Origin of the sequence: Dyella telluris (assembly GCF_014297575.1) — a bacterium.
Classification (GTDB): domain Bacteria; phylum Pseudomonadota; class Gammaproteobacteria; order Xanthomonadales; family Rhodanobacteraceae; genus Dyella; species Dyella telluris.
Map to the genome: position 1 here is coordinate 2,753,252 of NZ_CP060412.1, position 26,384 is coordinate 2,779,635.

General features: G+C 65.6%; 26 protein-coding genes. 17 read left to right on the forward strand and 9 right to left on the reverse strand.

All coding sequences use genetic code 11. The features are described 5' to 3' along the window. The first annotated feature begins 744 nt into the window (after nucleotides 1-744). Complete coding sequence (aceE, locus tag H8F01_RS12155) at nucleotides 745-3,438, forward strand: pyruvate dehydrogenase (acetyl-transferring), homodimeric type (protein WP_187055382.1); 2,694 nt, start codon at nucleotides 745-747, stop codon at nucleotides 3,436-3,438. Nucleotides 3,439-3,673: 235 nt separating this feature from the next. On the opposite strand, the gene H8F01_RS12160 is transcribed toward aceE, so the two are convergent. The 3 genes from H8F01_RS12160 to H8F01_RS12170 form a co-directional block, all read right to left on the reverse strand. Further along, nucleotides 3,674-3,997 carry a hypothetical protein gene (locus H8F01_RS12160; protein ID WP_187055383.1) on the reverse strand — a complete coding sequence of 108 codons (324 nt, stop codon included), beginning with the start codon at nucleotides 3,995-3,997 and terminating at the stop codon, nucleotides 3,674-3,676. Between the two features lie 77 nt (nucleotides 3,998-4,074). Next, nucleotides 4,075-5,280, reverse strand: a complete 1,206-nt coding sequence (gene ubiM / locus H8F01_RS12165) for a 5-demethoxyubiquinol-8 5-hydroxylase UbiM (RefSeq protein WP_187055384.1) — start codon at nucleotides 5,278-5,280, stop codon at nucleotides 4,075-4,077. 96 nt (nucleotides 5,281-5,376) lie between these two features. After that, a complete protein-coding gene (locus H8F01_RS12170) occupies nucleotides 5,377-6,618 on the reverse strand; it encodes an MFS transporter (protein WP_187055385.1) in 1,242 nt (413 codons plus the stop codon). A gap of 140 nt (nucleotides 6,619-6,758) precedes the next feature. Between H8F01_RS12170 and H8F01_RS12175 the strand changes: the two genes are divergently transcribed. Next, nucleotides 6,759-7,061, forward strand: a complete 303-nt coding sequence (locus tag H8F01_RS12175) for a DUF3247 family protein (RefSeq protein ID WP_187055386.1) — start codon at nucleotides 6,759-6,761, stop codon at nucleotides 7,059-7,061. Between the two features lie 20 nt (nucleotides 7,062-7,081). Here H8F01_RS12175 and H8F01_RS12180 read toward each other — a convergent pair whose 3' ends face one another. Then, on the reverse strand, nucleotides 7,082-8,296 hold the full coding sequence (locus H8F01_RS12180; RefSeq protein ID WP_187055387.1) for an acyltransferase family protein: 1,215 nt from the start codon (nucleotides 8,294-8,296) through the stop codon (nucleotides 7,082-7,084). A 155-nt stretch (nucleotides 8,297-8,451) separates the two neighbouring features. Here H8F01_RS12180 and H8F01_RS12185 point away from each other — a divergent pair, with 155 nt between their 5' ends. The 3 genes from H8F01_RS12185 to H8F01_RS12195 all read left to right on the forward strand — a co-directional run bounded on the left by H8F01_RS12185 (nucleotide 8,452) and on the right by H8F01_RS12195 (nucleotide 10,657). Beyond that, entirely contained in the window at nucleotides 8,452-9,345 is an 894-nt protein-coding gene (locus tag H8F01_RS12185) for a LytTR family DNA-binding domain-containing protein (RefSeq protein WP_187055388.1), read from the forward strand. A gap of 75 nt (nucleotides 9,346-9,420) precedes the next feature. Beyond that, nucleotides 9,421-10,152 carry a hypothetical protein gene (locus H8F01_RS12190; RefSeq protein WP_187055389.1) on the forward strand — a complete coding sequence of 244 codons (732 nt, stop codon included), beginning with the start codon at nucleotides 9,421-9,423 and terminating at the stop codon, nucleotides 10,150-10,152. Nucleotides 10,153-10,210: 58 nt separating this feature from the next. After that, nucleotides 10,211-10,657: a DUF6491 family protein gene (locus tag H8F01_RS12195; protein WP_187055390.1), complete on the forward strand. Its 447-nt coding sequence runs from the start codon at nucleotides 10,211-10,213 to the stop codon at nucleotides 10,655-10,657. A gap of 1,278 nt (nucleotides 10,658-11,935) precedes the next feature. Here the strand turns inward: H8F01_RS12195 and H8F01_RS12200 are convergent. Continuing rightward, nucleotides 11,936-12,757 carry a ferritin-like domain-containing protein gene (locus H8F01_RS12200; RefSeq protein ID WP_187055391.1) on the reverse strand — a complete coding sequence of 274 codons (822 nt, stop codon included), beginning with the start codon at nucleotides 12,755-12,757 and terminating at the stop codon, nucleotides 11,936-11,938. Nucleotides 12,758-12,895: 138 nt separating this feature from the next. Beyond that, entirely contained in the window at nucleotides 12,896-13,312 is a 417-nt protein-coding gene (locus H8F01_RS12205; protein WP_187055392.1) for a universal stress protein, read from the reverse strand. A gap of 406 nt (nucleotides 13,313-13,718) precedes the next feature. Here H8F01_RS12205 and H8F01_RS12210 point away from each other — a divergent pair, with 406 nt between their 5' ends. The 9 genes from H8F01_RS12210 (at nucleotide 13,719) to H8F01_RS12250 (ending at nucleotide 19,379) form a co-directional block, all read left to right on the forward strand. Then, a complete protein-coding gene (locus tag H8F01_RS12210) occupies nucleotides 13,719-14,177 on the forward strand; it encodes a hypothetical protein (RefSeq protein ID WP_187055393.1) in 459 nt (152 codons plus the stop codon). Between the two features lie 94 nt (nucleotides 14,178-14,271). After that, nucleotides 14,272-14,817 (forward strand): peroxiredoxin, encoded by a 546-nt coding sequence (locus H8F01_RS12215; RefSeq protein ID WP_187055394.1) that lies wholly within the window; start codon nucleotides 14,272-14,274, stop codon nucleotides 14,815-14,817. Further along, complete coding sequence (locus H8F01_RS12220; RefSeq protein WP_187055395.1) at nucleotides 14,817-15,380, forward strand: hypothetical protein; 564 nt, start codon at nucleotides 14,817-14,819, stop codon at nucleotides 15,378-15,380. The genes H8F01_RS12215 and H8F01_RS12220 overlap by 1 nt, the downstream gene beginning before the upstream one ends. 62 nt (nucleotides 15,381-15,442) lie before the next feature. After that, on the forward strand, nucleotides 15,443-16,195 hold the full coding sequence (locus tag H8F01_RS12225) for a DUF2884 family protein (RefSeq protein ID WP_187055396.1): 753 nt from the start codon (nucleotides 15,443-15,445) through the stop codon (nucleotides 16,193-16,195). A gap of 117 nt (nucleotides 16,196-16,312) precedes the next feature. Continuing rightward, nucleotides 16,313-16,747 (forward strand): PA2169 family four-helix-bundle protein, encoded by a 435-nt coding sequence (locus H8F01_RS12230; RefSeq protein ID WP_187055397.1) that lies wholly within the window; start codon nucleotides 16,313-16,315, stop codon nucleotides 16,745-16,747. 30 nt (nucleotides 16,748-16,777) lie between these two features. Next, nucleotides 16,778-17,353, forward strand: coding sequence for a DUF924 family protein (locus H8F01_RS12235; protein WP_187055398.1), 576 nt, complete (start codon nucleotides 16,778-16,780; stop codon nucleotides 17,351-17,353). 26 nt (nucleotides 17,354-17,379) lie between these two features. Beyond that, a complete protein-coding gene (locus H8F01_RS12240) occupies nucleotides 17,380-17,652 on the forward strand; it encodes a DUF2845 domain-containing protein (RefSeq protein ID WP_187055399.1) in 273 nt (90 codons plus the stop codon). 135 nt (nucleotides 17,653-17,787) lie between these two features. After that, nucleotides 17,788-18,096, forward strand: coding sequence for a DUF2845 domain-containing protein (locus H8F01_RS12245; RefSeq protein ID WP_187055400.1), 309 nt, complete (start codon nucleotides 17,788-17,790; stop codon nucleotides 18,094-18,096). A gap of 62 nt (nucleotides 18,097-18,158) precedes the next feature. Beyond that, on the forward strand, nucleotides 18,159-19,379 hold the full coding sequence (locus H8F01_RS12250; protein ID WP_187055401.1) for a low temperature requirement protein A: 1,221 nt from the start codon (nucleotides 18,159-18,161) through the stop codon (nucleotides 19,377-19,379). Nucleotides 19,380-19,482: 103 nt separating this feature from the next. Here the strand turns inward: H8F01_RS12250 and H8F01_RS12255 are convergent, their stop codons facing one another. The 3 genes from H8F01_RS12255 to H8F01_RS12265 all read right to left on the reverse strand — a co-directional run bounded on the left by H8F01_RS12255 (nucleotide 19,483) and on the right by H8F01_RS12265 (nucleotide 22,449). Further along, complete coding sequence (locus H8F01_RS12255; protein ID WP_187055402.1) at nucleotides 19,483-19,632, reverse strand: hypothetical protein; 150 nt, start codon at nucleotides 19,630-19,632, stop codon at nucleotides 19,483-19,485. A 124-nt stretch (nucleotides 19,633-19,756) separates the two neighbouring features. After that, entirely contained in the window at nucleotides 19,757-20,794 is a 1,038-nt protein-coding gene (locus tag H8F01_RS12260) for a 2-dehydropantoate 2-reductase (protein WP_187055403.1), read from the reverse strand. After that, entirely contained in the window at nucleotides 20,791-22,449 is a 1,659-nt protein-coding gene (locus tag H8F01_RS12265; RefSeq protein ID WP_187055404.1) for an FAD-binding dehydrogenase, read from the reverse strand. Before H8F01_RS12265 ends, H8F01_RS12260 begins: the two co-directional genes overlap by 4 nt. 213 nt (nucleotides 22,450-22,662) lie before the next feature. Here H8F01_RS12265 and H8F01_RS12270 point away from each other — a divergent pair, with 213 nt between their 5' ends. From H8F01_RS12270 to aceF, 3 genes are all read left to right on the forward strand, one after another. Beyond that, nucleotides 22,663-23,496 carry a DUF2884 family protein gene (locus tag H8F01_RS12270; protein WP_187055405.1) on the forward strand — a complete coding sequence of 278 codons (834 nt, stop codon included), beginning with the start codon at nucleotides 22,663-22,665 and terminating at the stop codon, nucleotides 23,494-23,496. 141 nt (nucleotides 23,497-23,637) lie between these two features. Further along, entirely contained in the window at nucleotides 23,638-24,471 is an 834-nt protein-coding gene (locus H8F01_RS12275; RefSeq protein ID WP_187055406.1) for a mechanosensitive ion channel family protein, read from the forward strand. 205 nt (nucleotides 24,472-24,676) lie between these two features. Further along, a complete protein-coding gene (aceF, locus tag H8F01_RS12280; protein WP_187055407.1) occupies nucleotides 24,677-26,365 on the forward strand; it encodes a dihydrolipoyllysine-residue acetyltransferase in 1,689 nt (562 codons plus the stop codon). The last annotated feature ends 19 nt before the right edge of the window (nucleotides 26,366-26,384 follow it).

A 26,384-nucleotide genomic window follows, 5' to 3' on the forward strand; every position in this document is an offset into this window, starting at 1 on the left:
CAGGGGGATCGGCACGGATGCCGATCCCTTTTCGACAGGACATGGAGGTCCTGTCGAAAAGCCCGGCCGACCCTCACGAACTGGCCGGCTTCACCGGCCAGCGCCGCGATGGGGGTGCCTTTTCTTTTGGTTACTTTTCTTTGGGCAAGCAAAGAAAAGTAACCCGGCCTCCGGCAGGAGGTCGGAACGCCCGCTGCGTAAGCGGCCAGGTCGCGGTAACGCCCGAAGCGAAGACCCAACGCAAAGTCACTGGACCCCTACCTTCGCAGAGGAGAGGGTTAAAGAAGGAAGCGGCGAGGCGAGCAGCCTCCCCCCCTTTCGGGGCTCACCCCAACCCTCTCCTCGCCCTTCAAAACCGCAGCCATCCACCGATGCATCCCGCGCCCCCGAACAAGGAAAGCCCTCGCACCGGCCCTTGCCACCAGCCAGTCCACTTTCCGTAACGCCAGAACAAGCAAGCACAAGTGAACAGGACCGCCCCGCGAGGCCCCCATTCCAACTGTGCATTTTCGACCCGCGCGGGAGAAACAGCGCGCACATGTGCGCGTGGCACATCGACCAAAGTCGACCCCGTCCCTACTGTCGCCCAATCAATACCTTCCACCCCCATTCGCTACCGTATTGTCTCGATCCAATTGGCGAAAAACACCGCCGGAGATACACTCGGAGGGTTTCCCGCCTCTACCCGGAGGCGATCCACCTATAGCCGCGCCTAGCCCCCGGCGCCGCGGAGAGAAGCTCCCCATGGATCAGCTCGACGACATCCTTCATCAAGACCTCGACCCGACCGAAACCCAGGAATGGGTCGAGTCGCTCAACGCCGTCATCAGTCACGATGGCACCGAGCGCGCGCATTACCTCTTGGAGAAGATGGTCGATTCGACGCGCCGGGCCGGCGGCTACCTGCCGTTCAACCCGACCACCGAATACGTCAACACCATTTCGCCGGGCAACGAAGCCAAGATGCCGGGCGATGCGGCGATGGAATGGCGCATCCGTACGCTGATCCGCTGGAACGCGATGGCGATGGTCGTGCGCGCCAACCGCAAGCCGGGCGAACTGGGCGGCCATATCGCTTCCTTCGCTTCGTCGGCCACGCTGTATGACGTGGGCTTCAATCATTTCTGGCGCGCACCGAGCGCCGATCACCCGGGCGACCTGGTGTTCCACCAGGGCCACTCCAGCCCGGGCGTGTATGCGCGTTCCTTCCTTGAAGGCCGCATCTCCGAAGAACAGCTCGACCTCTTCCGCATGGAAGTGGCCGGCAAGGGTCATGGCCTGTCCTCGTATCCGCACCCGTGGCTGATGCCGGACTACTGGCAGGTACCGACGGTGTCGATGGGCCTGGGCCCGATCCAGGCGATCTACCAGGCGCAGTTCTGGAAGTATCTGGAACACCGCGGCCTGATGCCCAAGACCGACCGCAAGATCTGGTGCTTCATGGGCGACGGCGAAACCGACGAGCCCGAGTCGCTCGGCGCCATTTCGCTGGCCGGCCGCGAAGGCCTGGACAACCTGGTGTTCGTGATCAACGCCAACCTGCAGCGCCTGGACGGTCCGGTGCGCGGCAACGGCAAGATCATCCAGGAACTGGAAGGCGTGTTCCGTGGCGCTGGCTGGAATGCCATCAAGGTGGTCTGGGGCAGCTACTGGGATCCGCTCCTCGCCCGCGACACCAAGGGCGTGCTGCGCAAGCTGATGATGGAAACCGTCGACGGCGAGTACCAGGCGTGCAAGGCCTTCGGTGGCGCGTATACGCGCGAGCACTTCTTCAACAAGTACCCCGAAACCCGCGAGATGGTCGCCAACCTGTCCGACGACGACATCTGGCGCCTCAACCGCGGCGGTCATGACCCGCACAAGGTGTATGCGGCGTACGACCAGGCCACCAAGACCAAGGGCATGCCCACCGTGATCCTCGCCAAGACGGTGAAGGGTTACGGCATGGGCGCGGCCGGCGAATCGCAGAACCCGACGCACCAGCAGAAGAAGCTGGACGCCGACGCCGTGCGCCACTTCCGCGACCGTTTCAACATTCCGGTGACGGACGACAAGCTGGCCGACGTGCCGTACTACCACCCGGGCAAGAACTCGCCGGAAGTGGAGTACATGATGGAGCGTCGCCGTGCGCTGGGCGGCTTCCTGCCGCAGCGTCGCCGCACCTCGGACATCAAGCTCAAGACGCCGGAACTGGCGGCGTTCGAGCAGATCACCAAGGGCTCGGGCGAGCGCGAGATCTCCACCACCATGGCGCTGGTGCGCGGCATGAACCTCATGCTGCGCGACAAGCAGATCGGCGAGCGCATCGTGCCCATCGTGGCCGACGAAGCGCGCACGTTCGGCATGGAAGGCATGTTCCGCCAGATCGGCATCTACGCGCCGTTCGGCCAGAAGTACCGTCCGCAGGACGCCGACCAGCTGCTGTACTACCGCGAAGACCAGAAGGGCCAGGTGCTGCAGGAAGGCATCTCCGAGGCCGGCGGCATGGCCGCCTGGATGGCCGCGGCCACCAGCTACAGCATCAGCAACCAGCCGATGCTGCCGTTCTTCGTGTACTACTCCATGTTCGGTTTCCAGCGCATCGGCGACCTGGCCTGGGCGGCCGGCGACATGCGTGCGCGCGGCTTCCTGATCGGCGGCACCGCCGGCCGTACCACCATCAACGGTGAAGGCCTGCAGCACGAAGACGGTCACTCGCACCTGCTCGCCGGTGCGATCCCCAGCGTGAAGTCGTACGACCCGACGTTCTCCTACGAAGTCGCGGTGATCCTGCAGGACGGCACGCGCCGCATGCTGCAGGAACAGCAGGACGTGTACTACTACCTGACCGTGATGAACGAGAACTACAGCCATCCGGACATGCCCGCGGGCGTCGAGGAAGGCATCATCAAGGGCATGTACCTGTTCAAGGATGCCGGCAAGCCGAAGAAGGGCGAGCCGCGCGTGCAGCTGCTGGGTTCGGGCACCATCCTGCGCGAAGTCATTGCCGCCGCCGAGCTGCTTGAGAAGGACTTCGGCGTCACCGCCGACATCTGGTCCTGCCCGAGCTACGCCGAGCTGCGTCGTGACGGTTTCGACGCCGAACGCTGGAACCGCCTGCATCCGGAAGACGAGCAGCGCGTGCCGTACGTGACGAGCCTGCTGCAGGGCCGTCAGGGTCCGGCCATCGCCGCCACCGACTACGTGCGCGAGTACTCCGACCAGATCCGCGCCTTCATGCCGGACGGCATGCATTACACCGTGCTCGGCACCGATGGCTACGGTCGTTCGGATACCCGTGCGCACCTGCGTGGCTTCTTCGAAGTCGATCGTTACTGGATCGCCCAGGCCGCCCTCGCCGCCTTGGCGAAGGAAGGCAAGGTCAACGCGAAGGACGTGGCCCGCGCCATCAAGACCTACAAGCTGGATCCGGACAAGCCGAATCCCGAAACGGTCTGAGGCGTAAAGCCCGGTTGAAGCAGAACGAAAACGCCGCGGTCACCCGCGGCGTTTTTTGTTGCCCGTTGGCCACCCCGTAGGAGCGCACCCTGTGCGCGACAGATTTTCGCGATCCCTGCTGCAATGAGGGCAGGCCGTCGCGCACAGGGTGCGCTCCTACAGGTAAAGCCGTACACCGACAGCCGCGCAAAAAAAACCCGCCTTGCGGCGGGTCTGGACTGTCGAGCAGGAAAACTCAATCGTCGTCGCGGTCGCGGAACAGGTGACGCAGCAGGAAGAACGCGCCCACCGTACCGGCGACGATGGCCGTGGTGGCTACCGGATGACGGCTGACCTGGCGGCGAAGGCGGCGGTACTGGTAGTTCGCCTCATCGGCGAAATCTTCCGCGGCGTGACCGATGCGGCGCGCATAGGTGGTGCGGCTGCGGCCGAAACGGCGGCTGGCCTCACGGCCTCGATCCACCAGTTCGTCCGCACGGCTGGCGGCTTCGCCGGCGTAATGGCGCACGCGATCACGGACGCCGTTGACGGTGCTGTCGAAGTCATGGTGGCGGCTCATGGCGTCCTCCTTGCGATATAGGGGGCTCACGTTGCCAGCGGCGGTGTGAGCGGTGCGTAAATGATGCGCCGCATTGTTCAGCGGCGATGTCGGTCCAGTCTGGAAGCGCTGTGGTTGTCTGCGGCAAGCGCGCGTGCGATGGCATGCCGGACAGGCGGCAGGGCCTGGCTGGCCTGCAGGAGTGCCGAGCGGGCGCGACGCAGCAGGGGGCGATCGTCGGTATACAGGCTGACGATGGCCATGGTGGCCGCATAAAGCGGCCAGGTGGCGCGACGGTGCATGCGCTGGTAGCGACGCAGGAGCTCCGGGGACGCCATGTCACGGCCGCTGCTCACGGCCCGGCCGATCAGCGTGGCCAGCGTTTCCACCCCGCGCAACCCGAAGTTGAAGCCATGTGCCGTCACCGGATGCATGCCCACCGCGGCGTCGCCGAGCAGTGCGAAGCGCGGTCCGACGAACCGACGCGCGTATACACCCACCAGTGGATAGGTGTGACGCGTCGAGGTGATCCGCATCTCGCCGAAGTAGTGATCGAAGCGGTGACGCATCTCCGTGTTGAAAGCCTCGTCGTCCATGTCCATCAGTCGCTGCATATCGCGCGGCGGCAGTGTGACCACCATGGAGGCTTCCCCGTTGCGCAGGGGCAGCGCGGCCAGCGTCTGGGCATGGCCGAACCATTCCAGCGCTTCGTCGCCATGAGGTTTTTCCAGCGCCATGCGACAGACCAGCATGGTCTTGCCGAAGTCGTGCATGTCGGCCGCGATGCCGGCATCGCGCCGCACGCGCGAGAAGCGGCTGTCCGCGGTGATCACCAGTCGTGCCGCCACCTCGTCGCCGTGCGACAGGCGAAGGTGGGCGGATGTGCCATGCAGCGTGACCCCTTCCACCGACGTGTTGCACGCCAGCGTGACGCGCGGTTCGTGCTCGATGCTGGCAAACGCCGCACGACGGATGCGGTCATTGGGAACGAGGAAACCCAGGGTTGCGTCGTGCCTGCCCGTGGGGACGACATGCAGGCCTTGTCGCAGGTGTCCGTTGAGCACGCGTGCACTGCGTAACGGCGAGGCATCCGCTGGCCCCAGGCGCTGCCAGATGCCAAGGTCTCGGAGGATCCGCACCGAACGCGGCGTGAGGGCGATTTCGCGGCCGTCGAACGGCGGTTCGCGCAGCACGTCCAGTGACTGCTGTTCGATCACCAGGATGCTGAGCCCGGTGTCGGCCAGGGACCGGGCAAGGCACAGGCCGGCGGGGCCGGCGCCGACGATGGCGATATCCACGTTCATGGCAGGGCACGCGGGAGGAGTTGGCCCATGCTATCGGGCGCCAGGCCAGCTCCCTTGATGCGGATCAAGACGGGCACGTCCCGCCACGATCCGTGCTTACGACGTGGTCGAGGAGCGCAGGCTCTGGCGGCGACGCAGGGTCGGGAACATCGTCATCCACAGGCCTACCACGACCAGAGTGCCGATGCCGCCGATCAGGGTGGCGTTGATCGCGCCCACCCACGCCGCGAGCAGGCCGGATTCGAACTCGCCCAGCTGGTTGGAGGTGTTGATGAAGATGGCATTCACCGCGCTCACGCGGCCGCGCATGTCGTCCGGCGTATCGAGCTGCACCAGCGCGCCGCGGATCACCATGCTCACCATGTCGAAGGCGCCGAGCGCGAACAGGGCGACCAGGGAGAGCCACAACACCTTGGATACGGCGAACACCAGCGTCGCCACGCCGAAGCCGGCCACCGAGGCGAACATGATCGGCCCCACGCGGCGTTCCATCGAATGCCGCGCCAGCCACACCGACATCAACAGTGCACCCACGGCAGGCGCAGCGCGCAGCAGGCCCAGTCCCCACGGGCCGGTGTGCAGGATGTCACGCGCGAAAATCGGCAGCAGCGCGGTGGCGCCACCCAGCAGCACGGCAAACAGGTCCAGCGAAATCACGCCGAGCACATCGGGGCGATGGCGGATGAAATCCACGCCGGCGAACAAGCTCTTCAACGTCGCCGGTTCGCGCTTGGGTTGTGCCTGTTCATAGCGCAGGTGCGCCATCAGTAGCACGGCGATGAGGTAGAGCACCGTGCACACGGCGTAGACCGTGCCGGGGCCGGCCACGTAGAGCAGGCCGCCAACCGCGGGGCCCATGATCATCGCGGCCTGTCCGGCCGATGCGCTCGCGGCCATCGCACGCGGCAGTATCGGTGTCGGCACCAGCGCGGGCAGCATGGATTGCAGCGCAGGGAATTCGAAGGCCTTGGCCACGCCGATGACGAACACCAGCGAGAGGATCATCGCCTCGTGCGCCAGGTGCATCAGGCTGATCACGGCAAGCACCGCGATCGCCAGCATGTCCACGATCTGCCCCAGCATGACGATGCGGCGTCGTTCGAACTGATCGGCCACGTGGCCCGCCGGCAGCGCCAGCATGACCGAGGGGAAGAACTGCACCAGGCCGATCAGGCCAAGATCCAGCGCGCGGCCCGTGATGGCATAGATCTGCCAGCCCACGGCTACCGACAACATCTGGAAGCCGAAGCCCGAGCAGATGCGGGCGAACCAGAATTGCACGAAAGCGGGGTGCGAGCGCAGCGATTCCGCAGAAGCTTGCGCGGGAGAGGATGACATGGAGGATCCTTGCGGGAACCCGTCCATTATCGGTGGCTGAAGCGCTGTGGCAAAGCACCCGCGCTTCACATGGATGTGATCCGGGTTTGCCTTTCGCCGCCCTAGGCTGGCCTTGACCCAGCAAGCCGACGAGGTGACTCATGGGGCAATTTGCCAACTACGTGTACACGGACCCGGTCAGCATCCGCCATCTGGAAGATCTGGTCGATCAATTACCGACCAATGGCCATGTGGTCCTGCAGCTCACGGACGGCACCATCCACGATGGCGTGGTGTGCGAGCGGCCGAACGTGCAGGTGTTCCGCGACCCGCAGCAGAACGAAGGCATCAACGGCGTGGTCCGGCTGGAACGGCCGGACGTACCCGACTGGACCTGCTATGTGTGGCTGGGCGACATCCATCACGTGGAACACCTCGATTCCACCATGGGCAGCGAAACCTGAGGCTTCGCTGCCCGTGATGATCACGCGCCTTGTGCCTGTTCGATCAGCGAAGGATGCGTCGGCAGGGCGCGCGGCTTCGCATCGAGCCCGAACAACGGACGCAGCCATGGCGTGCGACGGATCACGAACTCGTGCAACAGCGCGCAGCCGCCCACCGTGCCGAGCAGCATGAGCGTGGGCTCCAGCACCGCGCCGAGTTTCAGCGGAATCAGCCAGTAAGCCAGGGCGAGCATCACGCTCTGGTGCAGGATGTACCAGGGGAACACCGCTTCACGTGCATAGGGCAGCCAGCGGAACGGGCGGTTGAGGTATTGATGACCCCAGCCCAGTACCGCGGCGATCATGTTCCACGCGTAGAAGAAGCGAAGTGCACGCATGCCCAGGTGGTACAGGTTCATCGTGCCGGCGGACATATCGAAGGCACCGTGCAACTGGTCCATCAGCACGAAGCCGGCAAAGCAGCACAACGCCACGCTCAGCGAGCGATGGCGCAGTCGCGCCAGTTCATTCCACAGCGCCGGATGCGTGCCGATGGCATAGCCATAGAAAAACACCGTGGCGTAACTGGCGTGGGCATACCAGTCGCCGATCACCGCGTGGTTCTGCGGGAAGCGCGCCGCCAGCAGCGGGTGCCAGCCGAGCAGGGGCAGGGCGGGCAGTACCAGTAACGGCCCGCCACGCAGGCGATGGATGGCGGCGATGACGCGCTGCCCGCCGCCCGACTCCAGTACCGGCAGCAGCACGATCAGCAACAGGGTGAAATTCCAGACGTACGGCAGGTACCACAGGTGGTTCCAGGTGACGCCGAAGTTCCAGCCGTCGAAGGCCCCACGGGGCCATGGGCCGCCGGTCCAGTAGCGCAGCAGGAATTGACCGAAGCCCGGGGCCACCAGCCCGTTGTCCACGCCCTGCACATACGGCTGGATGGGCACCACCACCGCCATGCCGAACAGCAGCGGCAGCATCAGCCGCACCGTACGCTTCCATGCCAGCCGGGGCAGGCTCAGCCGGCCGCGCAGGAAGTGCACGGCCATGCCGGAGATCAGGAACAGCAGGTCCATGCGCCAGAAGTTGGAGGCCAGCATGGGGTACTTCAGCCAGTCGGCGAGGTAGCTGCTCTTGAGGTGGAAGGTCCAGTCCTCGGCCGGCCCCACGTAAAGCATGCCCAGGTGGTAGAGGATCAGCAGGCCGAAGGCCAGTACGCGCAGGGCATCGATATCGTGGCGGCGGTTCATGAACGGCACTCCGTTGGCGAATGCCGGCCATGTTCCGCCGCAGCCCCCTTACCGGTCGCCCGCTAAGTGATTGATTGACCGTAAACAGGGACGAGTGGCGGGCGTCCGGGGACGAAAGGTGACGGGACAATCGCCAGTCCACGTAGAATCCGCGGATGACTCCCCGGCCGGCTTTTGACTACAACCGTTTCCAGCGCTGGCGCCGGCCTTTCGAGATCGGCTTCTGGGTGGTCATGCTGATGACCAACACCATCTTCAACGGCATGGTGGCCTGGTTCGACGACGTGTATCGCATCCATCGTGCCGACAGCTTCGAACCCTGGGTGTGGGAGGCCAGCAGCAGTCTGGCGATCCTCTCGCTGGTGCCCTTCGTGGTCTGGCCCACCCGCCGCTGGCCCATCCGTTTCGATACCTGGAAGGCCAACCTGAAGTTTCACCTGGCCATGAGCGTGCCGTTCTGCCTGGCCCACGTCGGCCTGATGATCGTGCTGCGCCTGCTGGCCTACCAGGCCCTCAAGGGCTGGCACTACCACTTCGGCAATGACTGGCCGCTGCAACTGGGTTATGAGTACCTGAAAGACATCCGCACTTACTTCTCGTTCGTCGTGACCATCACGGGCTACGGCCTGTTCGTGCGTCGCCTGCAGGGCGAGGCCAGCCTGCTGGCCGAGCCGGACGAAGGCCCTCCGGTGGAGCCGGTCGACCGGCCCGAACGCTTTCTGGTGCGCAAGCTCGGCAAGGAGTTCCTGATTGCCGCGAGCGAGATCGAGTGGCTGCAGGCCTCCGGCAACTACGTGAACCTGCATGTGCGCGGTCGCGACTACCCGCTGCGCGCCACCATGGCCGGCATCGAGGAGCGGCTCGACCCTTCGCGGTTCGTACGGGTGCACCGCAGCTATCTGGTCAACCTGGATTACCTCGCCGAGATCGAGCCGCTGGATACCGGCGACGCGCGCCTGACCATGCGTGACGGTGCCACCTTGCCCTGCAGTCGCCGTTTCCGCACCCAGTTGCGCGAACGCTTCGGCGACGTGCCGGTCAGTGCCTGAACGCCGGGTACTGTGGTTGCGTCCTAACCCGCCATCGTTCCACTCTTAATGCCTTCCCGTCACAGGACTTTCTCCATGAACCAGCGCCTACGCCTTGCTGCCACCACCTTCGGATCCCTGCTCGCGCTGGCCGGCTGTTCCCAGTCCGGTGACCAGGCCCAGGCGCCGCAGCAGGCCCAGGCGCCGGTTGACGACTCCGCTGGCAAGCTCGATACCTATCGCCAGCTGTTGCGCATCAACAACGACGAAATGGCCGTGACGATGGGCAAGGAGATCCTCAGCCGCTATCCCAACAGCGCCGCGGCCAAGGAAGTCCAGGAAACCCTGCCGGCGATCGAGAAGCGCTACATCGAGAACAGCGAAAAGAACCGGCTGGCTGGCCTGTGGCTGTATCAGGTATCGCCCATGGCTGGCGGCACGCAGTCCACGGCCACCATCTACACCAGCCAGCCCGGTGGTGAAAACCGCGTGCGGCTGGTGTTGCGCCGTCACACCGAATGGGGACAGAACGCCTTCCTCTTCAACGGTGGCCCGCATGGCTTCGTGTGCAAGGGCGTGTGTTCGATCAAGGCCACTTTCGACGGCAAGCCGGGCACCATCAGCGCGTTTGCGCCGACCACCGGTGAACCCGCACTGCTGTTCAAGGACGACAAGGGCTTCATTGCCCAGCTCGAAAAGGCCAAGAAGATCACCATGGACGTGACCCTGCAGGATGGTGAGAAGAAGGTCACGCTGGTGTTCGAAACCGGCGGTTTCGACCCGTCCAAGTGGCAGGCCGTGAGCAAGTCGCCCGCCAAGAAAAAGTAACGTCCACGCGCATGGGATTCATGCGTTGGTATGCCCAGCACTCTCGGAGATGAAGGTCATGGCAGTCAAACAACTTCTTGCCGCTGTTGCCGTGGTGGCCGCCCTCGGCGGTTGCACCCGCGTCGGCAAGGATTACACCTCGCGTATGGAAGCGCGCCAGCAGGATTACGCCGCTGCCGCCGGCACTCCGGTCAACAACTTCCACTACTTCAGCCTGTGGTCGTGGGAACCGCTCAGCAACCAGCAGCTGGCCGTCTATACGCGATCGAACGAAGCATGGCTGCTCGATCTCGACGGAAGTTGCCGCAACCTGGAGTTCACCAACCACATCAGCCTGACCTCCAGCGCCAGCGAAGTATCGGTGAAGTTCGACCGCGTGCTGACCGGCCCGGGCGATGCGCCGTGCTTCATCAAGCAGATCCGCCCGGTGGATCTGAAGAAGCTCAATGCGCCGCAGGAAGGCAAGCCGCGTGAGGTGGAAGAGGCGCCGCGGCCGGCGAAGTGACCGGTGAGGACTTCGCAGCGACCGGGTCTTGTGTCGATGCTTTGGTTCACTCGGTGATCCATGCCCAAGCCGCGCGCTATTGCTCCCCCTCCCCGGAGGGGAGAGGGTTGGGGTGAGGGGTGGGTGCTCGCCTCACCGTCTCACTAGAGCCGTCATCCCAGCAAAAGCTGGGATCCAGTGACTTTGCTCTTGGCCGTTGGCCTCGTGTAATACGGCGACCTGGCCGCTTACGCAGCGGGCGTTCCGACCTCCTGCCGGAGGCCGGGTCACTTTTCTTTGCTTGCTCAAAGAAAAGTAACCAAAAGAAAGAGCACCCCATCGCGGCGCTGGCCGATAGAGCCGGCCAGTGCGTGAGGGACGGCCGGGCTTTTCGACAGGACGTCCCTGTCCTGTCGAAAAGGGATCGGCATCCTTGCCGATCCCCCTGCGGGCCTGTCGTCCGCCCCTCACCGCCGCTCAAGGGGCGGGGTAGGTCAAAAGCAGACGGCTCGTGCAGCAATGGCATATCGCGTGCCGGCTTAGCTTCACTGTAGGAGCGCACCCTGTGCGCGACCACCTGACGGAGCGGTATCGACATGACGCTGCGGTCGCGCACAAGGTGCGCTCCTACAGGGGTCTCTCGCACCGTGTGATACCCGCTTCATTCTCGCCTCAGTGCTCACCCCAGTCCTCTCCCGAACGGGAGAGGACGAGCGACAGGTGATGTTCAACGTGAACAACCTAAGGGCAAGGAAGGATGTGCCGCGAAGCGGCACGACGCTCCGCGTTAAGTCCTCAGCGCTTAGGCGCGTTGCGAAGCGCTTTGAAGTGCCCGCTATGTAGAGGCGAAGGTTGTCCCGCAACAACCATCCTCGACCGTTCGGGCTTATCCCACCGGCATGCTGCCAGCCTTTAAGGCCATTTTCTTTGGGTTACTTTTCTTTTGGGCCAGCAAAAGAAAAGTGACTCGGCCTCCGGCAGGAGGTCGAAACGCCTCCGCTGCGTAAGCGGCAACCTGGCACCTGCGTGACTACCGAAGGCAGAGAGCAAAGGCACTGGATGCCCCGCCCTTCGGCGGTTGAACAGCGCCTCCCGCCTTCGCGGGAATGACGATCGAGGCGGTGGCCTGAGAACCGACCATCGCCGAAACTGCATGCCCCGCCCTCCGGCGGCCGAAAAGCGCTTCCTGCTTTCGCAGGAATGACGACTCTGGCGAAACGATGAGCTGGGCTCCAACCTCCACCCAGGCCGCCACGCCAGAACCCTCTCCCGAAGAAGAAAGAGTAAAAACCCCAGCGATCAGTTAAGAAACAACCTCTCCGCCAACTTCGCCAGCGGCTTCTCCATCGCATTCTGCAAGCGCGGCGGCAACTCCAGCGGCTTCAGCAACATCTTCACCGTCATCTCCGCCGGAATGTTCCGCTTCAGCAGATCCTGTGCGCGCCCGGTGATGCGCTTGAACTCCGCCTGATTCTCCGCCAGGTGCGGGTAGCACTGGTTGAACACATGACGCAGCGCGATGTCGCTGTCTTCGCTGCGGATCTCGTTGAGGCGGCGCAGGATGACGCGGAAGATCTTGTAACGGCTGAAGCCCTCGCGTTCGCGGTACAGGCGGAAGTGCTGGTAGAAATTCTTGTAGTGGCGTACTTCGTCGCTCTTGATGTGGCCGGTGAGCTGCTTGAGTACGGGCTCGTCGGTGATGTCGTTGAGCGCGCGATAAAGACTTGCCGTGCCGGTTTCCACCACGCAGCGGGCGGCCAGCTCCAGGCCCCGGCAAGGTTCCAGTTCTTCGGCGGTGCACACCGCGCCGTATTCCGCCCAGAACGAGGCGAAGCCCTTGTCCCAGTCGAACTCGGGCCATACGGTTTTCACGTAGGTGGCAAGGGCGCGGCCGTGTTGCAGTTCTTCGTGTTCCCAGTGCTGGCTCAGCCAGGTCTGCAGGGTTTCGTCACCGGCAAAGTGATCCACGAGGTTGTGTGTGTAGAGATCCGAGCCGCTCTCGACGAACGATGCGCTGCACAGCAGGAAGAAAAGATCCTCGTTCTGGCGAATGCGCTGGATCTCGATCTGGCTGAAGTCCAGGCTCTCGATGGTCCAGGGCAACGATTGGGTGTAGCTCACGCGGGCATTCCTGTGCGGGGGCCTAGCGGCTGGTTCAACGCATGGCGCGGCGCCAGCCTGGCATGACGGTCGTGTGACAGCATACTTGCAGATGACAAAAGCGGATTAATGAGCGCCCACCCGGGGCGCTCCGACCGGTCAGCGGATCACGGTCACGGGCACATGGGCGCGTTCCAGCACTTCGCCGGAGACGGAGCCAAGCAGCCAGCGTGCAAGTGCGCCGCGTTCGGTATGGCCGATCACGATATGGTCGATGCCGTGGCGGCTCACCTGGTCCATGAGTACGTCGCCCGGGGTGCCGCGCACCACTTCCGCGTCGATCAGCGGCGCCGAGCCGGGCACCAGCTGTTTCACTTCCTCGAGCAGGCGGGAACAGCGCGAGCCGCCCTGGTCGGTCATCATCAATGCACAGGTATCGGCGCTGCCCTCGGTGACCTGCAAGGCCGACACCACGCGCACCCGGCCGCCCGTGGCCAGTGCCAGCTCCACCGCAAAACGGACAGCGCGCTGCGAGGTGGGGGAACCGTCGTAACCGACCAGCGAATACTTGGGCATGCGCGATCTCTTGGTGCGGGTGGCAGGACGAAGCGGACCGGATGCATCCGGTGTTGCGACCTTCAACCACTGGGTTTTCGGGTGTCGATGCCAGCGTAAACCTCGCCGGGCGCCCGCGCCATGGTGTGCAAGATGTTTCGGGAGGGGTTCGGGCAACGCTCGTCGGCGCTGGCGCGAAGGTGCCGCGCTTGCGCATGCAAGCTGCCGTCCTGTCACGCTTTTTAGGGGTGGCAGGCGGTGCCCGTTGAGGGCGCCGTTCACGAACTGCTTGGTCAATTCCACGCAACGTTCACGGGAAGTGCCGACGATGGCAGTCGCAAAAGCGGACATCTGCCAGGGTTCAGTCATGGTGGCGAAAATGGCAGATGTCGTCCCGAGCTTCAGGACTCACCCCAAGGAGACTGCAATGATCAAGCGTACGTTCGGTATGGCGGCTCTGGTACTGGCTTGTGCAGGCGCGGCAATGACGCTGCCCGCGGCGCCGGCGAAAGCTGCCGAAGCGGAAGTGAAGTGCGACCTGAGCTTCAGTCTCTCGGGCTGGTCGATCATCTACAAGCACGCCTCGGGTAGCGGCACGGTGGTGTGCAGCAATGGCCAGAAGGCCAAGGTGAAGATCTCGGTGAATGGCGGCGGTCTGACGGCCGGCAAGTACCGCATCGACAACGGCAAGGGCGACATCACCCATGTGCGCAGCATCGACGACGTGTTCGGCGATTACGCGCAGGCGGGCGCCGAGGCCGGCGTGGTCAAGAGCGGTGAAGCGCAGGTGCTGAGCAAGGGCACCACGTCGCTGGCACTGCATGGCAGCGGCGAGGGCGTGAACCTGGGTGTTTCGGTGGGTGCGTTCTCCATCACCCGCGAGTAAACCGCCAGCCACCCGGCAGGTCCCAAAGGGCGCCACATGGCGCCCTTTGTTTGGGTACGCGTACACTTCGCGGATATCCGGTCGGAGTGTGCTCATGCGTCGTGTGTCGTTTCTGTTGTTGCTGAGTCTTCTGCTCGGGGTGCTGATGCCGCTGCATGCCGACGAAGCTGCTCCGGCCATGCCGCAGGCGGGCCAGGCAGCCCCCGGTTTCCGCCTGCAGGACCAGAACGGCAAGTGGCACTCGCCGGCCGACCACAAGGGTCACTGGGTGGTGCTGTATTTCTATCCGAAGGACTTCACGCCCGGCTGCACCACCGAGGTCTGCGCTTTCCGCGACGACGTGGCAAAGCTGCGCCAGCAAGGCGCCGATGTGCTCGGCGTCAGCCTGGACGACGTGAAGTCGCACGCCGAGTTCGCCGCCAAGTACCACGTGCCGTTCCCGCTGCTGTCCGACGCCGACAGCAAGACGGCCCAGGCCTACGGCGTGCTCGCCTCCAAGTTGGGCTTCAAGTACGCGCGCCGCACCACCTTCCTGATCGACCCGCAGGGCCGGATCGCGAAGGTCTATCCGGATGTGGATCCCGAAAAGAACTCCGCGCAGGTGCTGTCCGACCTGGCCACGCTGAAGGCGGCTTCCTGATGGCACTGGTGATGCGTAGCGATACCGCCCGTCGCGAAGGCTTTGCGTTCTGGCGCATTCTGGTATGGCTGATCCTGCTGCTCGCCGCCTACGGCTGCCTGCAATACGCCACCCACGCAGGGCAGCTGTGGCGTGCACTGGCCCCCCTGCCTGCTACTGACACGGGTGACATCCTGCAACTGCAGAAGATGCTCGCGTGGGACGTGCTTTATTTCTTCATGGCGTTCGCGCTGGTGGTGATCTGCGCGGGCGTCATTCTTCGCCAGGCGTGGGCGCGTTCCTCGCTGCAGATGGCCTCCGTGTTGCTGGCGGTGGGCTGGGGCCTGGTCGGCGGCATCATGCTGTTCCTGCAATGGCGCGAATTCAGCCAGGGAGTAGCCCTGACGAACGCGCAGGCGTCGCTGGATGCGGCCTCGCAGATGGCGCTTGCGCACATGCATCGCAGCTTCCTGATGGCCATGGGCATCAAGGCCCTGGGCGTGCCGGTGCTGCTGTGGCTGGCCTGGCGCCTTGGCCAGCCGGCGGTGCGCGGCCAGTTCCGCAGCCTGCGCGGGCGCCGCTGATTCAGGTTCGGTTGCCACGCCGCAGGTTATCGCTGCGGCAACGTCCGCTCCGGTTTTTCCCCATGCGCCTGCGCCACCTCTCCGTTCTCCTGGGCTTTTCGGCCGCCAGCATGGCGCTGCACGCCCAGGACCTGGCCACGACCTGCCACGCCACCAGCAGCTACGACCTGACCGTGGCCCCCGATCACCTCCAGTTCGACCGGGCGCAGCCGTCGCCGAAGGTGGTGGTGCTGCACGATGGCAGCCTGCGCACCGATGGTGCGGCGGTATCCATGCGTCCGGACGACGAAGACCGGCTGTCGCTGTTTGAGCGAGACCTGCGCGCCCTGGTGCCGCGGGCGAAGGCGGTGGCTGCCAACGGCGTGGACATGCTGGCCGCCGCCATGCACGACGAGGGCACCCGTCTGCAACTGGATGCCGCCACGCGGGCGGAACTTGACCGCCGGGTGGCCAGTCGCGCCGCTGAGCTGAAGCAGCGCATCGCCGCCAGCAACAGCACGCACGACTGGCAGGGCAACCTGGCCGACCAGTACGCCAACCAGCTCGCCGCCGACCTGATGCCCCTGCTGGCCAACGATCTGGGCCAGCAGGCCATGAACGCCGCCATGACCGGCGACCTGCAGGCCGCGGCCAGCCTGCGCGACACCGCCGCGGACCTCACCACCCAGCTGCGGCCGCGCCTGGAGCAGCGCATGCAGGCGCTGTCACCCCAGATCAAGGCGTTGTGTCCGTCGGTTCAGCGCCTGGCCGAGTTGCAGCAGGGCCTGCGCGGTGCGGGCGGGCAACCGCTGAATCTGCTCGAGGTGGGGCAGTAAAACCCCGGCTGAGCATGAGTCTCCTCTTCGCCCGGGATTAACCTTCTGCTAAGCGGCGGGGAGAGAGGATGGCGTCCGCCACCGTTCCAGGCGCAGCAGTCAGCAGGAGGCGACCGCGTGTCGCGCGCACCACACTACAACGCCCTGATCCGTCGGGGCATCGATGACCGTGCCCTGTATCGCCGGGCCCTGTCGCAAGTCCGAGAGCCCGGCCTGCAGGCGCTGCTGGGTGAGAATCTTCAGACCCTGGATGCCCTCATCGGCGACCTGCAGGCGCACGTCCACGCCGCCGGGCGCACCCCGGCCCGCCACGGCACGCTGGCGGGCGCCATCCGCAGCGTGCTTGCTGATATGGCCGTGGGCATGGCGGGCAATCGCGATTCGGCCTGGGTGCACTACCTGGCTCGCAACGAATGCGCCCTGCTGCATGTGTTCGAACAGCAGCTGGCGCGGGCGTCGGACGATTCGGCGCGTGTGCTGAGAGTCCAGTTGTCCCGCCTGCACGGCATCCACAAGGATATGCACTGCCTGGCTGGCACCACCCACGGTTGACCGGCCGCTTCGTCACCTCAAGGAACGGGCGTGATTTCGACTCCTGCCGACGTGCTGGACTTCTGGTTCGAGCCTGCCACCGAGGCGCACTGGTTCGCGCGCAGCCACGCGTTCGATGACGCTGTTCGCGAGCGTTTTGGCGCCACGCTGGAGGCGGCGCGCCGGGGCGATCTCGACGCCTGGGCCAATACCCCCGAGGGCTGGCTGGCGCTGCTGATCGTGCGTGACCAGTTCAGTCGCAATGTTTATCGCAATGATCACCGGGCGTGGTCCACCGATGCCGGCACGCAGGCCATCGCGCTGGCGGGCATTGCACGCGGGTATGACCAGGCCCTGTCGCCGCTCCAGCGCCTCTTTGCCTACCTGCCGCTGGAGCACGCGGAAGATCTTGCCTTGCAACAGCACTGCGTGAGCCTGTTCGAGAGGCTGGCGGCGGAGCAGCCCGAGGCTGCGCGCGCCCGCTTCAAGGACTTCCTTGATTACGCCCGGCAGCACCACGATGTGATAAAGCGGTTCGGCAGGTTTCCGCACCGCAACGCCGTCCTTGGACGTGCGGATACGCCAGCGGAGCAGGCCTATCTGTCCACCCCGGGCACCGGCTTCTGAGCGTCAACGACGACACGGAGTTCATCATGCGCCGCTATCTCCTCCTTGCCCTGCTGCTGTTGAGTGCTTCCGCTTATGCGAGCAACACCTATCGCGTGGGCAGCTCGGTGCTCACCGTCGGTGACAGCGCCGTGCGCGCCATGCAGCTGATGGGCCAACCGGATTTCAAGGAGCCGGTCCAGAGCGACTTCGGCGGTTACCAGGGCGAGCGCTGGCAGTACCTGCGCGACGATGGGCGCGTGGTCATCATCACCATCATCAACGGCAAGGTCGCGGAGATTGCCGACCGCTCGCGTTGAGTGCGCCTTGCGGCCACGCCCTTGAGAGGGCGTGGCCGACACGTTGCGGTGGCGCCCGACGCATGCCGCCTTCCCCGACTGCCCCGATAAGGTGAATTCTCCGCGCCGCGCGCGCATGGAGAGGGGAGAGGGGCAATGCGTCGATACCTGGTCTTGGGTGGGCTCCTGCTCACCTGTGCGGTTCACGCCGGCAGCGGCACCCTGCGCGTCGGCAGCCAGGTGCTGGTGGTGGGCGACAGCGCCACGCGTGTCATCGAGCTGCTGGGCAAACCGTCCTATCGCGGTCACGCCAAGGCCGCTCCAAGCCAGCGCAAGAGCGGCAAGAAGGGCAGCAAGGCGAGCACCTCCGGTGGCGAGCAGTGGCAGTACCGGCAGGGCAACCGTCTGGTCACCATCACCCTGGCGGACGGCAAGATCACCGGCATTCGCGACGACGGCCGCTGAGCAGGATAGTGGCGCACATGCCGCCCATGCGATAAGAAGCGCGATTCCCCGGAGATCGCGCCATGTCCAACGTGCCCCCAGCGGCCGAGCACGCCTCGCCCAGCCTGCTGCGCCTGCGTCAGCCCGGCGCCCACGGCAAGGTCACCAACATCGAGTTGTTCTTCGACCTGGTGTTCGTCTATGCGGTGACGCAGCTCTCGCACACCCTGTTGCACGACCTGAGCGTGATGGGCGCGGTGCGCGTGCTGTTGCTGTTCCTGGCCGTGTGGTGGGTGTGGATTTTCACCGGCTGGATCGCCAACTGGCTGGACCCCGAGCGCCTGGCTGTACGCCTGCTGGTGCTGGCGCTGATGTTCGCCGGACTGTTGCTGTCCACCGCGTTGCCCGAGGCATTCGACGGGCGCGGCAAGGTATTTGCCATGGCCTACGTGGCCATGCAGGTGGGGCGTTCGCTGTTCATGGTCTGGGCCCTGCGCCATGCCAGCCAGTCCGCGCGCTTCAACTTCTATCGCATCACGACATGGCTGGCCGTCACTGGCGTGCTGTGGCTGGTGGGCGCGTTTGCCGATGGCCATGCGCGCCTCGCATGGTGGGCCGTGGCGCTGGGCATCGAGTACATGGGGCCGGCGGCGTTCTTCTACGTGCCCGGGCTGGGCCAGTCCTCCACCCGCGAATGGGACGTGGAAGGCGGCCATATGGCGGAGCGCTGCAGCCTGTTCGTGATCATCGCGCTGGGTGAATCGGTGGTGGTGATGGGCAGCACGTTCGCGGACAGTGCACGCACGCCGGATCTCTGGCTCACCTGCGTCACGGCCTTCATCGGTTGCGTGGCCATGTGGTGGATCTACTTCGACATGGGCGTGGAACGGGGCAGTCGCTCGATTCGCCATTCGGCCGATCCGGGACGTACCGCGCGCATCGCCTATACCTACCTGCATCTGCTGATCGTCGCCGGCATCATCGTCAGCGCGGTGGGTGACGAACTGAGCCTGACGCATCCGCACGCAGCACCGGACACGGCCCAGGTGGCCGTGCTGCTGGGCGGCCCGGCGCTCTATCTGCTGGGCAATGCCTTGTTCAAGCAGGCGGCCAACCAGACCAACGTGCCGCTGTCCCATCTCGCAGGACTCGGCCTGCTGGCGTTGCTGTTGTGGCCCGCGCACGCGATGACGGTGATGTCGCTGGCCACGGCCACCACCGTGGTGCTGGTGGTGGTCGCGGTGTGGGAGAGTCTTTCGCTGCGCGACCTGCGGCGCGAGCTGTACGGCGCAACGGAGGAGTAAGCGCCGGTCCTCTGCAGGAGCGCACCTTGTGCGCGACCGCAGAGTCAGGTCGGTACCGCTCCGTCAGGTGGTCGCGCACAGGGTGCGCTCCTACAAAGAGGCTTCAGGCGGCAGTCGGAACCTGCACACCATGCAACTCCGCCAGCAGCGCCTGCGCGCTCCACGTACGCCGCGCCTGTTCGGCTTCATGGATCAAGGCCACCAGCCGTGCGTTCACCGGCACGGTCACGCCATGCCGTGCAGCGATGCGCACCACCTCGCAACGGAGGAGTAAGCGCCGGTCCTCTGTAGGAGCGCACCTTGTGCGCGACCGCAGAGTCAGGTCGGTACCGCTCCGTCAGGTGGTCGCGCACAGGGTGCGCTCCTACAAAGAGGCTTCAGGCGGCAGTCGGAACCTGCACACCATGCAACTCCGCCAGCAGCGCCTGCGCGCTCCACGTACGCCGCGCCTGTTCGGCTTCATGAATCAAGGCCACCAGCCGTGCGTTCACCGGGGCGGTCACGCCATGCCGTGCAGCGATGCGCACCACCTCGCCGTTGATTGCATCCACTTCCGTGGGCCGGCCGCGCTCCAGGTCTTCCCACATGGACGAACGCGCCACCGGGTCGATGGCCAGCAGGCGCGACGCGAGACGGCGGAACCAGCTGTCCGGCATTTCCAGCACGCGCGGCAACCATTGCGGGCGCAGGGGGGTGAGCTTCGCGGGCTGGACCTGTGCGGCGGCGAAGACCGCGAGTGCTTCGCGCTGGGCCAATGCCAGACAGCGTCGCCAGTCGCGTTGCGACAGCTCGTCCTTCAGGGGCACGTTGGCCAGTGCATTGATGGCGTTGTTGAGGTTCAGCAGCAGCTTGGCCGCCAGCACCGCGGGCATGTCGGGGCGCGCCATCAGGGGCAGGCCGGACGCCTCGAAAACCGGGAAAAACGCCGCCAGCGAATCGTGTGCCTCCACCATCAGTTCGCCGCCGGAACCCTGATGGAAATCGCCGGGTATGCGCTGCAGCACGTTGAACGGCACCATGCCGGCCAGCACCGGGTGTCCCGGCAGCGCGTCGCGCAGGATGGCGGCGTTGTGCAGGCCGTTCTGGAAGCTCACCACCGGCACGCCGGGTGCAATGATGCCCGCCAGCTCCTGAGCAACGGTTTCCGTGGCGGCCGACTTCACGGTGACCAGCACCAGGTGTGCCTTGGCGGCGGCGAATGGATCCACCTGCAGCTCGACGTCGCGCGTGGCCACGTGCTCGTGCCCGCCGCGCAGATCGCTCCAGTCCAGGCCGCCGTGGATACGCCATGCATCGATGACGCGTCGCCGGCCGATGCAGGTAATGCGCGCATGCTCATGCAGCCGCGCCGCGAGATAGCCGCCGACGCTGCCCGCGCCATAGATGGCAATGCGGGGCAGGGCGTGCACGCTCATGCGACGGCCTTGGCCGCGGCACGACCGGCGATGCGGCCGGAGAACAGGCAGCCACCGAGGAAACTGCCTTCCAGTGCGCGATAACCGTGCAGCCCGCCACCACCGAAGCCTGCCGCTTCGCCCACCGCGTAAAGGCCGGGCAGCGGCGCGCCGTCATGACCGAGCACGCGTGCGTCCAGGTCGGTTTCCAGGCCGCCCAGCGTCTTGCGCGTCAGGATGTTCAGGCGTACGCCGATCAGCGGACCGTTCGCGGCATCCAGCAGTCGATGCGGTTTGGCCACGCGCACCAGCTTGTCGCCGCGATAGCGACGTGCGTTGTGGATGGCCATCACCTGGCTGTCCTTCGCAAACGGATTGTCGAACTGGCGGTCGCGCGCTTCGATCTCGCGCCGGATATGCGCTACGTCGAGCAGCGTATTGCCGGCCAGTGCATTCATGCCGGCGACCAGATCCTCCAGCGTATCGCGCACGATGAAATCGCGGCCGTGCTGCTTGAAAGCCTCCACCGGCGCCGGCGCGCCCTTGCCGACCGCGCGTTTGGCCACTTGCCGCCAGCTCTTGCCGGTGAGGTCGGGGTTCTGTTCCGAGCCCGACAGCGCGAACTCGCGCCGGATGATCTGCTGGTCGAGGATGAACCAGCTGTAGTCGTGGCCGGTGCGGCGCAGGTGTTCCAGCGTGCCCAGTGTGTCGAATCCCGGCCACAGCGGGCCCGGCAGGCGGTTGCCGGTGGCGTCGAACCAGAACGACGACGGGCCCGGAAGAATGCGGATCGCATGTCGGGGCCAGATCGGGCTCCAGTTCTCGATGCCTTCCACGTAGTGCCACATGCGGTCGCGGTTGATCAGGCGCGCACCGGCATGTTCAGTGATGCCCAGCATGCGGCCGTCCACGTGCGCAGGTACGCCGCACAGCATGTGCGCCGGCGGCGGACCCAGGCGTTCGGGCCAGTTCTGCCGCACCAGTGCGTGATTGCCGCCGATGCCGCCGGAGGCCACGATCACCGCCTGCGCGTGTTGTTCGAAGCCATGCAGCACGTCGCGCGAGCTGGGCTTGCCGCGCGCCATGCCGTCGGCCGCCAGCACGTTGCCGCGCACGCCGGTCACGGCGCCGCCTTCCACCATCAGCTCATCCACGCGATGGCGGAAACCAAACTTCAGCAGGCCCTTCGCCTGCGCTTCACGCGCGCGTCGCACGAACGGTTCGATCACACCGGGGCCGGTGCCCCAGGTCACGTGGAACCGCGGTACGGAATTGCCGTGGCCCACGGAACCGTGGCCGCCACGTTCGGCCCAGCCCACCACCGGAAACCAGCGCATGCCCATGGCGTGCAGCCAGGCGCGTTTTTCACCAGCGGCGAAATCCACGTAGGCTTCGGCCCAGCGGCGCGGCCACGCATCCTCGGGACGATCGAACGCCGCCGTACCCATCCAGTCGGCGAGCGCCAGCGCGTGCGAATCGCGCACGCCCATGCGCCGTTGTTCCGGCGAGTCGACGAAAAACAGTCCTCCGAATGACCAGAACGCCTGCCCCCCCAGGCTTTGTTCCGGTTCCTGGTCCAGCACCAGCACACGCTTGCCGGCATCGGCCAGTTCCGTGGCGGCCACCAGCCCTGCGAGGCCGGCTCCCACCACGACCACATCGCACCCGTCCCGCATCCTCCGCCTCCCCGTGGCGATTCGCGTTCCCGAGCCGCGAACTTAGCGTGCCCGTTCAGCCATTCCTAGGTGCGCTGCGTCATAGGCCAGAAGGCACGCCATGACCGACGGCACGGCATGACGTGCGGCCCATGCCGGGCTTTCGTGCCGTGCGGCATCGTGAGCTTCGACGACGCGCGGCAAGGCGCGGACGCAGCACACGGAGGGAGCAGGATGCGTACCACCTTGATGGCTTGCGCACTGGCGACGGGATGGGCGCTGGTTGGCACTGCCCAGGCAGGCGGTGTCGACGTGCACGACGACCGGTGCGGTTACTCCACGGATTACGACGTGCAGGTCATGCCTGATGGCGTCGCCTTTCATCGCGACAACGGCAAGCCGGCCGATGTGTTCATGCATGACGGTCACCTGCGCGTGGACGGTCGCAACGTGGCGGTGAACAACGACGATGCGTTGCGCCTGCGCGATTACGAACGGCAGGTTCGCCAGTTGCTCCCTGATGTGGCGAGTGTGGCGCGCGACGGCGTCAACATGGGTTTCGCGGCGATGCGCACCGTGTTGATGACGTTTGCCGAGAACGATGACGAGCGTCATCGCCTGGTCGGCCGCCTCGACGACAACCATCGCCAGGCACTCGCGCGTATCGACAACGGCCTGGGCAAGGGCGTGTGGAAAGTGACCGACATGGAGCGGGTGGTCGAGAAGAGCATCGAGACATCGGTATCGGATCTGGTGGCCAAGGTGGCTGGCGAGGCAGTGGAAGCCGCGCTGACCGGCGACGGAGACCGGGTGGCGGCGCTGGAGGCACGCGCCAGCACGCTCGACCAGAGCCTGGATCGCGAAATGGGCCGGCGTTCGGGCGAACTCGGTCGCCGTGCCGAGGCGTTGTGCCCGAAGCTGGGTTCGCTCGATGCCCTGCAGCAACAGTTCCAGTTTCGCCTGCCGGACGGCTCGCGCCTGCAACTGCTCGACGATGACAAGGACAACAAGAAGCTGATAACAGCCACGGATAGTGCGCGCGCCGGAAGAGGCGACCTCGTTCACTGATCCACGGTCGGGGCTCCCCAGCACGACATTGGACCGCGTCGGTCTCCGGCGTGGTCCCGTTTTGCATGCGCGCGGACAACGGAACCTTGATTGGCGGGCTGTTAGGCTCGCGAGGTTTGCTATCCGAAGGACTCGCGATCCATGCATCAACTTCTGGCCCGCCTGCCGCTTTCCGAAGGCTCCATCAACACGATCATCAACCTCGTTCTGGCGCTATTGCTGCTGCTGATCGGCCTGTGGCTGGCCGCACGCGTAGCCAACGTCGCGCGCCGCGCGATGCAGCGCGCCAGCCTCGATGAAACCCTGATCGGCTTCCTGCGCAACGTGATCTACGGCGTGCTGATCGCGGTGCTTATCGTGATGGTGCTGCAGCAGGCCGGCGTGCCTTCGGCGCCGCTGGTGGCCGCGCTGGGAGCCGGCGGCCTCGCCATCGGCCTGGCCTTGCAGGGCTCGCTCAGCAATCTCGCGTGGGGCGTGCTGCTGATCCTGTTCCGGCCACTGCGCGTGGGCGACTACATCCGCGCCGGCGGCGTGGAGGGCACGGTGGCAGGCGTGAGCCTGATGTACACGCTGCTGGTGATGCCGGACAACCGCGAAGCCGCGGTGCCCAACGCCAAGATCGGCTCCGACGCCATCATCAATTTCAATCGTCGCGGCACGCGACGTTTCGAGCTCAAGGTGGGCATTGGCTACAAGGACGATATGGGCAAGGCGATGGACCTGGTCCGCGAGCTGTTCGCTGCCGACGCGCGCATCCTGCGCGATCCCGAGCCTGGCGTATGGCTGGACAGCCTGGGTGACGGCGCGGTGGTGCTGGTGATGCGGGCGCATACCCGTGTTGCCGATTCGTGGCCCGCCCAGACCGATTTCCTGCGCGCCGTGAAGGAGCGATTCGAGGCCTCGGGCATCAACATGGCGGTGCCCCAGCGCGAGGTGACGGTGGTGCGGGGAATCCTGCCGGAGCAGACCACCTGACCAAGTGGAATGCCCTGTCGGGCCGTGGTTTTCGACGATTCCGGCAAAGAGGGGCCGAAACCCTCGACCAAAGTCGTGCATACGTATGCGAATGGTGCCTTCAACCGATCCAAAAGCGTCCGGAACCGGGTCTCGTTCGCTATGATTGATGCCTTACGCGGCCGTCATCCCCGCCGGCTCGCCATCGCCATCCGTAGGAGAAACCATGGCCGACCTTAAAGAAGCACGCGTCCCCGATATCGGCAGCGAAAACGTGCCGGTGATCGAAGTGCTGGTGAAACCCGGCGACAAGGTGGCCAAGGAGCAGGGCCTGGTCACGCTGGAATCGGACAAGGCGACCATGGAAGTGCCGGCCCCGTTCGCGGGCACGGTGAAGGAAGTGAAATTGAAGGTGGGTGACGAGGCCTCCGAAGGCACGCTCATCGCCATCATCGAGGTCGAAGGCGACGCCGCGGCCCCCGCGCCCAAGCAGGCTGCGCCGGCCAAGGCCGAAGCGCCCGCCAAGGCTGCTCCCGCGCCGGCTCCCGCTCCCGCCGCCCCCGCTGCAGCGCCCGCCGCTGGCGGTGGTGCCGTGCAGGAAGTGAAGGTGCCCGACATCGGCAGCACCGACGTGCCCGTCATCGAGATCCTGGTGAAGGTGGGCGACACCGTCGCCAAGGACCAGGGCCTGATCACGCTGGAATCGGACAAGGCCACGATGGAAGTGCCGGCCCCGTTCGCGGGCGTGGTGAAGGAACTCAAGGTCAAGCTGGGCGACGAACTCTCCGAAGGCAGCGTGATCGCGCTGGTCGAAGCCGCCGGTGGCGCGCCCGCTGCTGCGCCGGCCCCCGCGCCTGCTGCTGCCAAGGTCGAAACGCCCAAGGTGGAAGAAAAGCCCGAGCCGGTCGCCGGCCGTGGCGTGCTGCCGGGCAACGCGCCGGAAGGCGATGTCGCGCCCACCGCGCGTCCGCCGTTCGACGCCAACATCGTCATGCCGGGCGACGCCCCGTATGCCAGCCCGGCCATCCGCGCTTTCGCGCGCGAGCTGGGCGTGGACATTCGCCAGGTGAAGGGTTCGGGCCGTGGTGGCCGCATCCAGCGTGAAGACGTCACTGGTTACGTGAAGCACGCGCTTGCCTCCGGTGCCCGTCCGGCCGGTGCGCCGGTCGCGGCCGGCGGCGGCCTCAACCTGCTGCCGTGGCCGAAGGTGGACTTCAGCAAGTTCGGCGAGATCGAAGAAAAGGCGCTGTCGCGCATCCAGAAGATCTCGGGTGCGAACCTCGCCCGCAACTGGGCGATGATCCCGCACGTCACCCAGCACGAAGACGCCGACATCACCGAGCTGGAAGCCTTCCGCAAGAAGCTCGGCGAAGAGAACAAGGACCTGAAGGTCACCCCGCTGGTGTTCCAGATCAAGGCGGTGGTCGCGGCGCTGAAGAAGTTCCCGCAGTTCAACGCCTCGCTGGATGAAACCGGCGAGAAGCTGATCCTCAAGAAGTACTTCCACATCGGCATCGCGGTGGACACGCCCGATGGCCTGGTGGTGCCGGTGATCCGCGACTGCGACAAGAAGGGCCTGCTGGACCTGGCCACCGAACTGGGTGAGATCTCCAAGAAGGCACGCGACAAGAAGCTTGGCCCCAGCGAAATGTCGGGCGGCTGCTTCTCCATCTCCTCGCTCGGCGGCATCGGCGGCACGGCGTTCACGCCTATCGTCAACGCGCCGGAAGTGGCCATCCTTGGCGTGTCCAAGGCAGCCATGAAGCCGGTGTGGAACGGCAAGGAATTCGCCCCGCGCCTGGTACTGCCGCTGTCGCTCAGCTACGACCACCGCGTGATCGACGGCGCGCTCGCCGCGCGCTTCGCTTCCTACCTCGCACAGCAGCTGGGCGACATCCGCCGCCTGCTGCTCTGACCTGGCTTTTCCCCTCTCC

Excerpts from the sequence above, each read along its gene's own strand:
- H8F01_RS12195 (WP_187055390.1), top strand. The coding sequence starts at position 10,211 with ATGGCAGTCAAACAACTTCTTGCCGCTGTTGCCGTGGTGGCCGCCCTC.
- H8F01_RS12275 (WP_187055406.1), top strand. The coding sequence starts at position 23,638 with ATGCATCAACTTCTGGCCCGCCTGCCGCTTTCCGAAGGCTCCATCAAC.
- H8F01_RS12265 (WP_187055404.1), bottom strand. The coding sequence starts at position 22,449 with ATGCGGGACGGGTGCGATGTGGTCGTGGTGGGAGCCGGCCTCGCAGGG.
- ubiM (WP_187055384.1), bottom strand. The coding sequence starts at position 5,280 with ATGAACGTGGATATCGCCATCGTCGGCGCCGGCCCCGCCGGCCTGTGC.
- H8F01_RS12175 (WP_187055386.1), top strand. The coding sequence starts at position 6,759 with ATGGGGCAATTTGCCAACTACGTGTACACGGACCCGGTCAGCATCCGC.
- aceF (WP_187055407.1), top strand. The coding sequence starts at position 24,677 with ATGGCCGACCTTAAAGAAGCACGCGTCCCCGATATCGGCAGCGAAAAC.
- H8F01_RS12245 (WP_187055400.1), top strand. The coding sequence starts at position 17,788 with ATGCGTCGATACCTGGTCTTGGGTGGGCTCCTGCTCACCTGTGCGGTT.
- H8F01_RS12215 (WP_187055394.1), top strand. The coding sequence starts at position 14,272 with ATGCGTCGTGTGTCGTTTCTGTTGTTGCTGAGTCTTCTGCTCGGGGTG.
- H8F01_RS12205 (WP_187055392.1), bottom strand. The coding sequence starts at position 13,312 with ATGCCCAAGTATTCGCTGGTCGGTTACGACGGTTCCCCCACCTCGCAG.
- aceE (WP_187055382.1), top strand. The coding sequence starts at position 745 with ATGGATCAGCTCGACGACATCCTTCATCAAGACCTCGACCCGACCGAA.
- H8F01_RS12220 (WP_187055395.1), top strand. The coding sequence starts at position 14,817 with ATGGCACTGGTGATGCGTAGCGATACCGCCCGTCGCGAAGGCTTTGCG.
- H8F01_RS12160 (WP_187055383.1), bottom strand. The coding sequence starts at position 3,997 with ATGAGCCGCCACCATGACTTCGACAGCACCGTCAACGGCGTCCGTGAT.
- H8F01_RS12170 (WP_187055385.1), bottom strand. The coding sequence starts at position 6,618 with ATGTCATCCTCTCCCGCGCAAGCTTCTGCGGAATCGCTGCGCTCGCAC.
- H8F01_RS12270 (WP_187055405.1), top strand. The coding sequence starts at position 22,663 with ATGCGTACCACCTTGATGGCTTGCGCACTGGCGACGGGATGGGCGCTG.
- H8F01_RS12225 (WP_187055396.1), top strand. The coding sequence starts at position 15,443 with ATGCGCCTGCGCCACCTCTCCGTTCTCCTGGGCTTTTCGGCCGCCAGC.
- H8F01_RS12190 (WP_187055389.1), top strand. The coding sequence starts at position 9,421 with ATGAACCAGCGCCTACGCCTTGCTGCCACCACCTTCGGATCCCTGCTC.
- H8F01_RS12250 (WP_187055401.1), top strand. The coding sequence starts at position 18,159 with ATGTCCAACGTGCCCCCAGCGGCCGAGCACGCCTCGCCCAGCCTGCTG.
- H8F01_RS12180 (WP_187055387.1), bottom strand. The coding sequence starts at position 8,296 with ATGAACCGCCGCCACGATATCGATGCCCTGCGCGTACTGGCCTTCGGC.
- H8F01_RS12240 (WP_187055399.1), top strand. The coding sequence starts at position 17,380 with ATGCGCCGCTATCTCCTCCTTGCCCTGCTGCTGTTGAGTGCTTCCGCT.
- H8F01_RS12260 (WP_187055403.1), bottom strand. The coding sequence starts at position 20,794 with ATGAGCGTGCACGCCCTGCCCCGCATTGCCATCTATGGCGCGGGCAGC.
- H8F01_RS12185 (WP_187055388.1), top strand. The coding sequence starts at position 8,452 with ATGACTCCCCGGCCGGCTTTTGACTACAACCGTTTCCAGCGCTGGCGC.
- H8F01_RS12210 (WP_187055393.1), top strand. The coding sequence starts at position 13,719 with ATGATCAAGCGTACGTTCGGTATGGCGGCTCTGGTACTGGCTTGTGCA.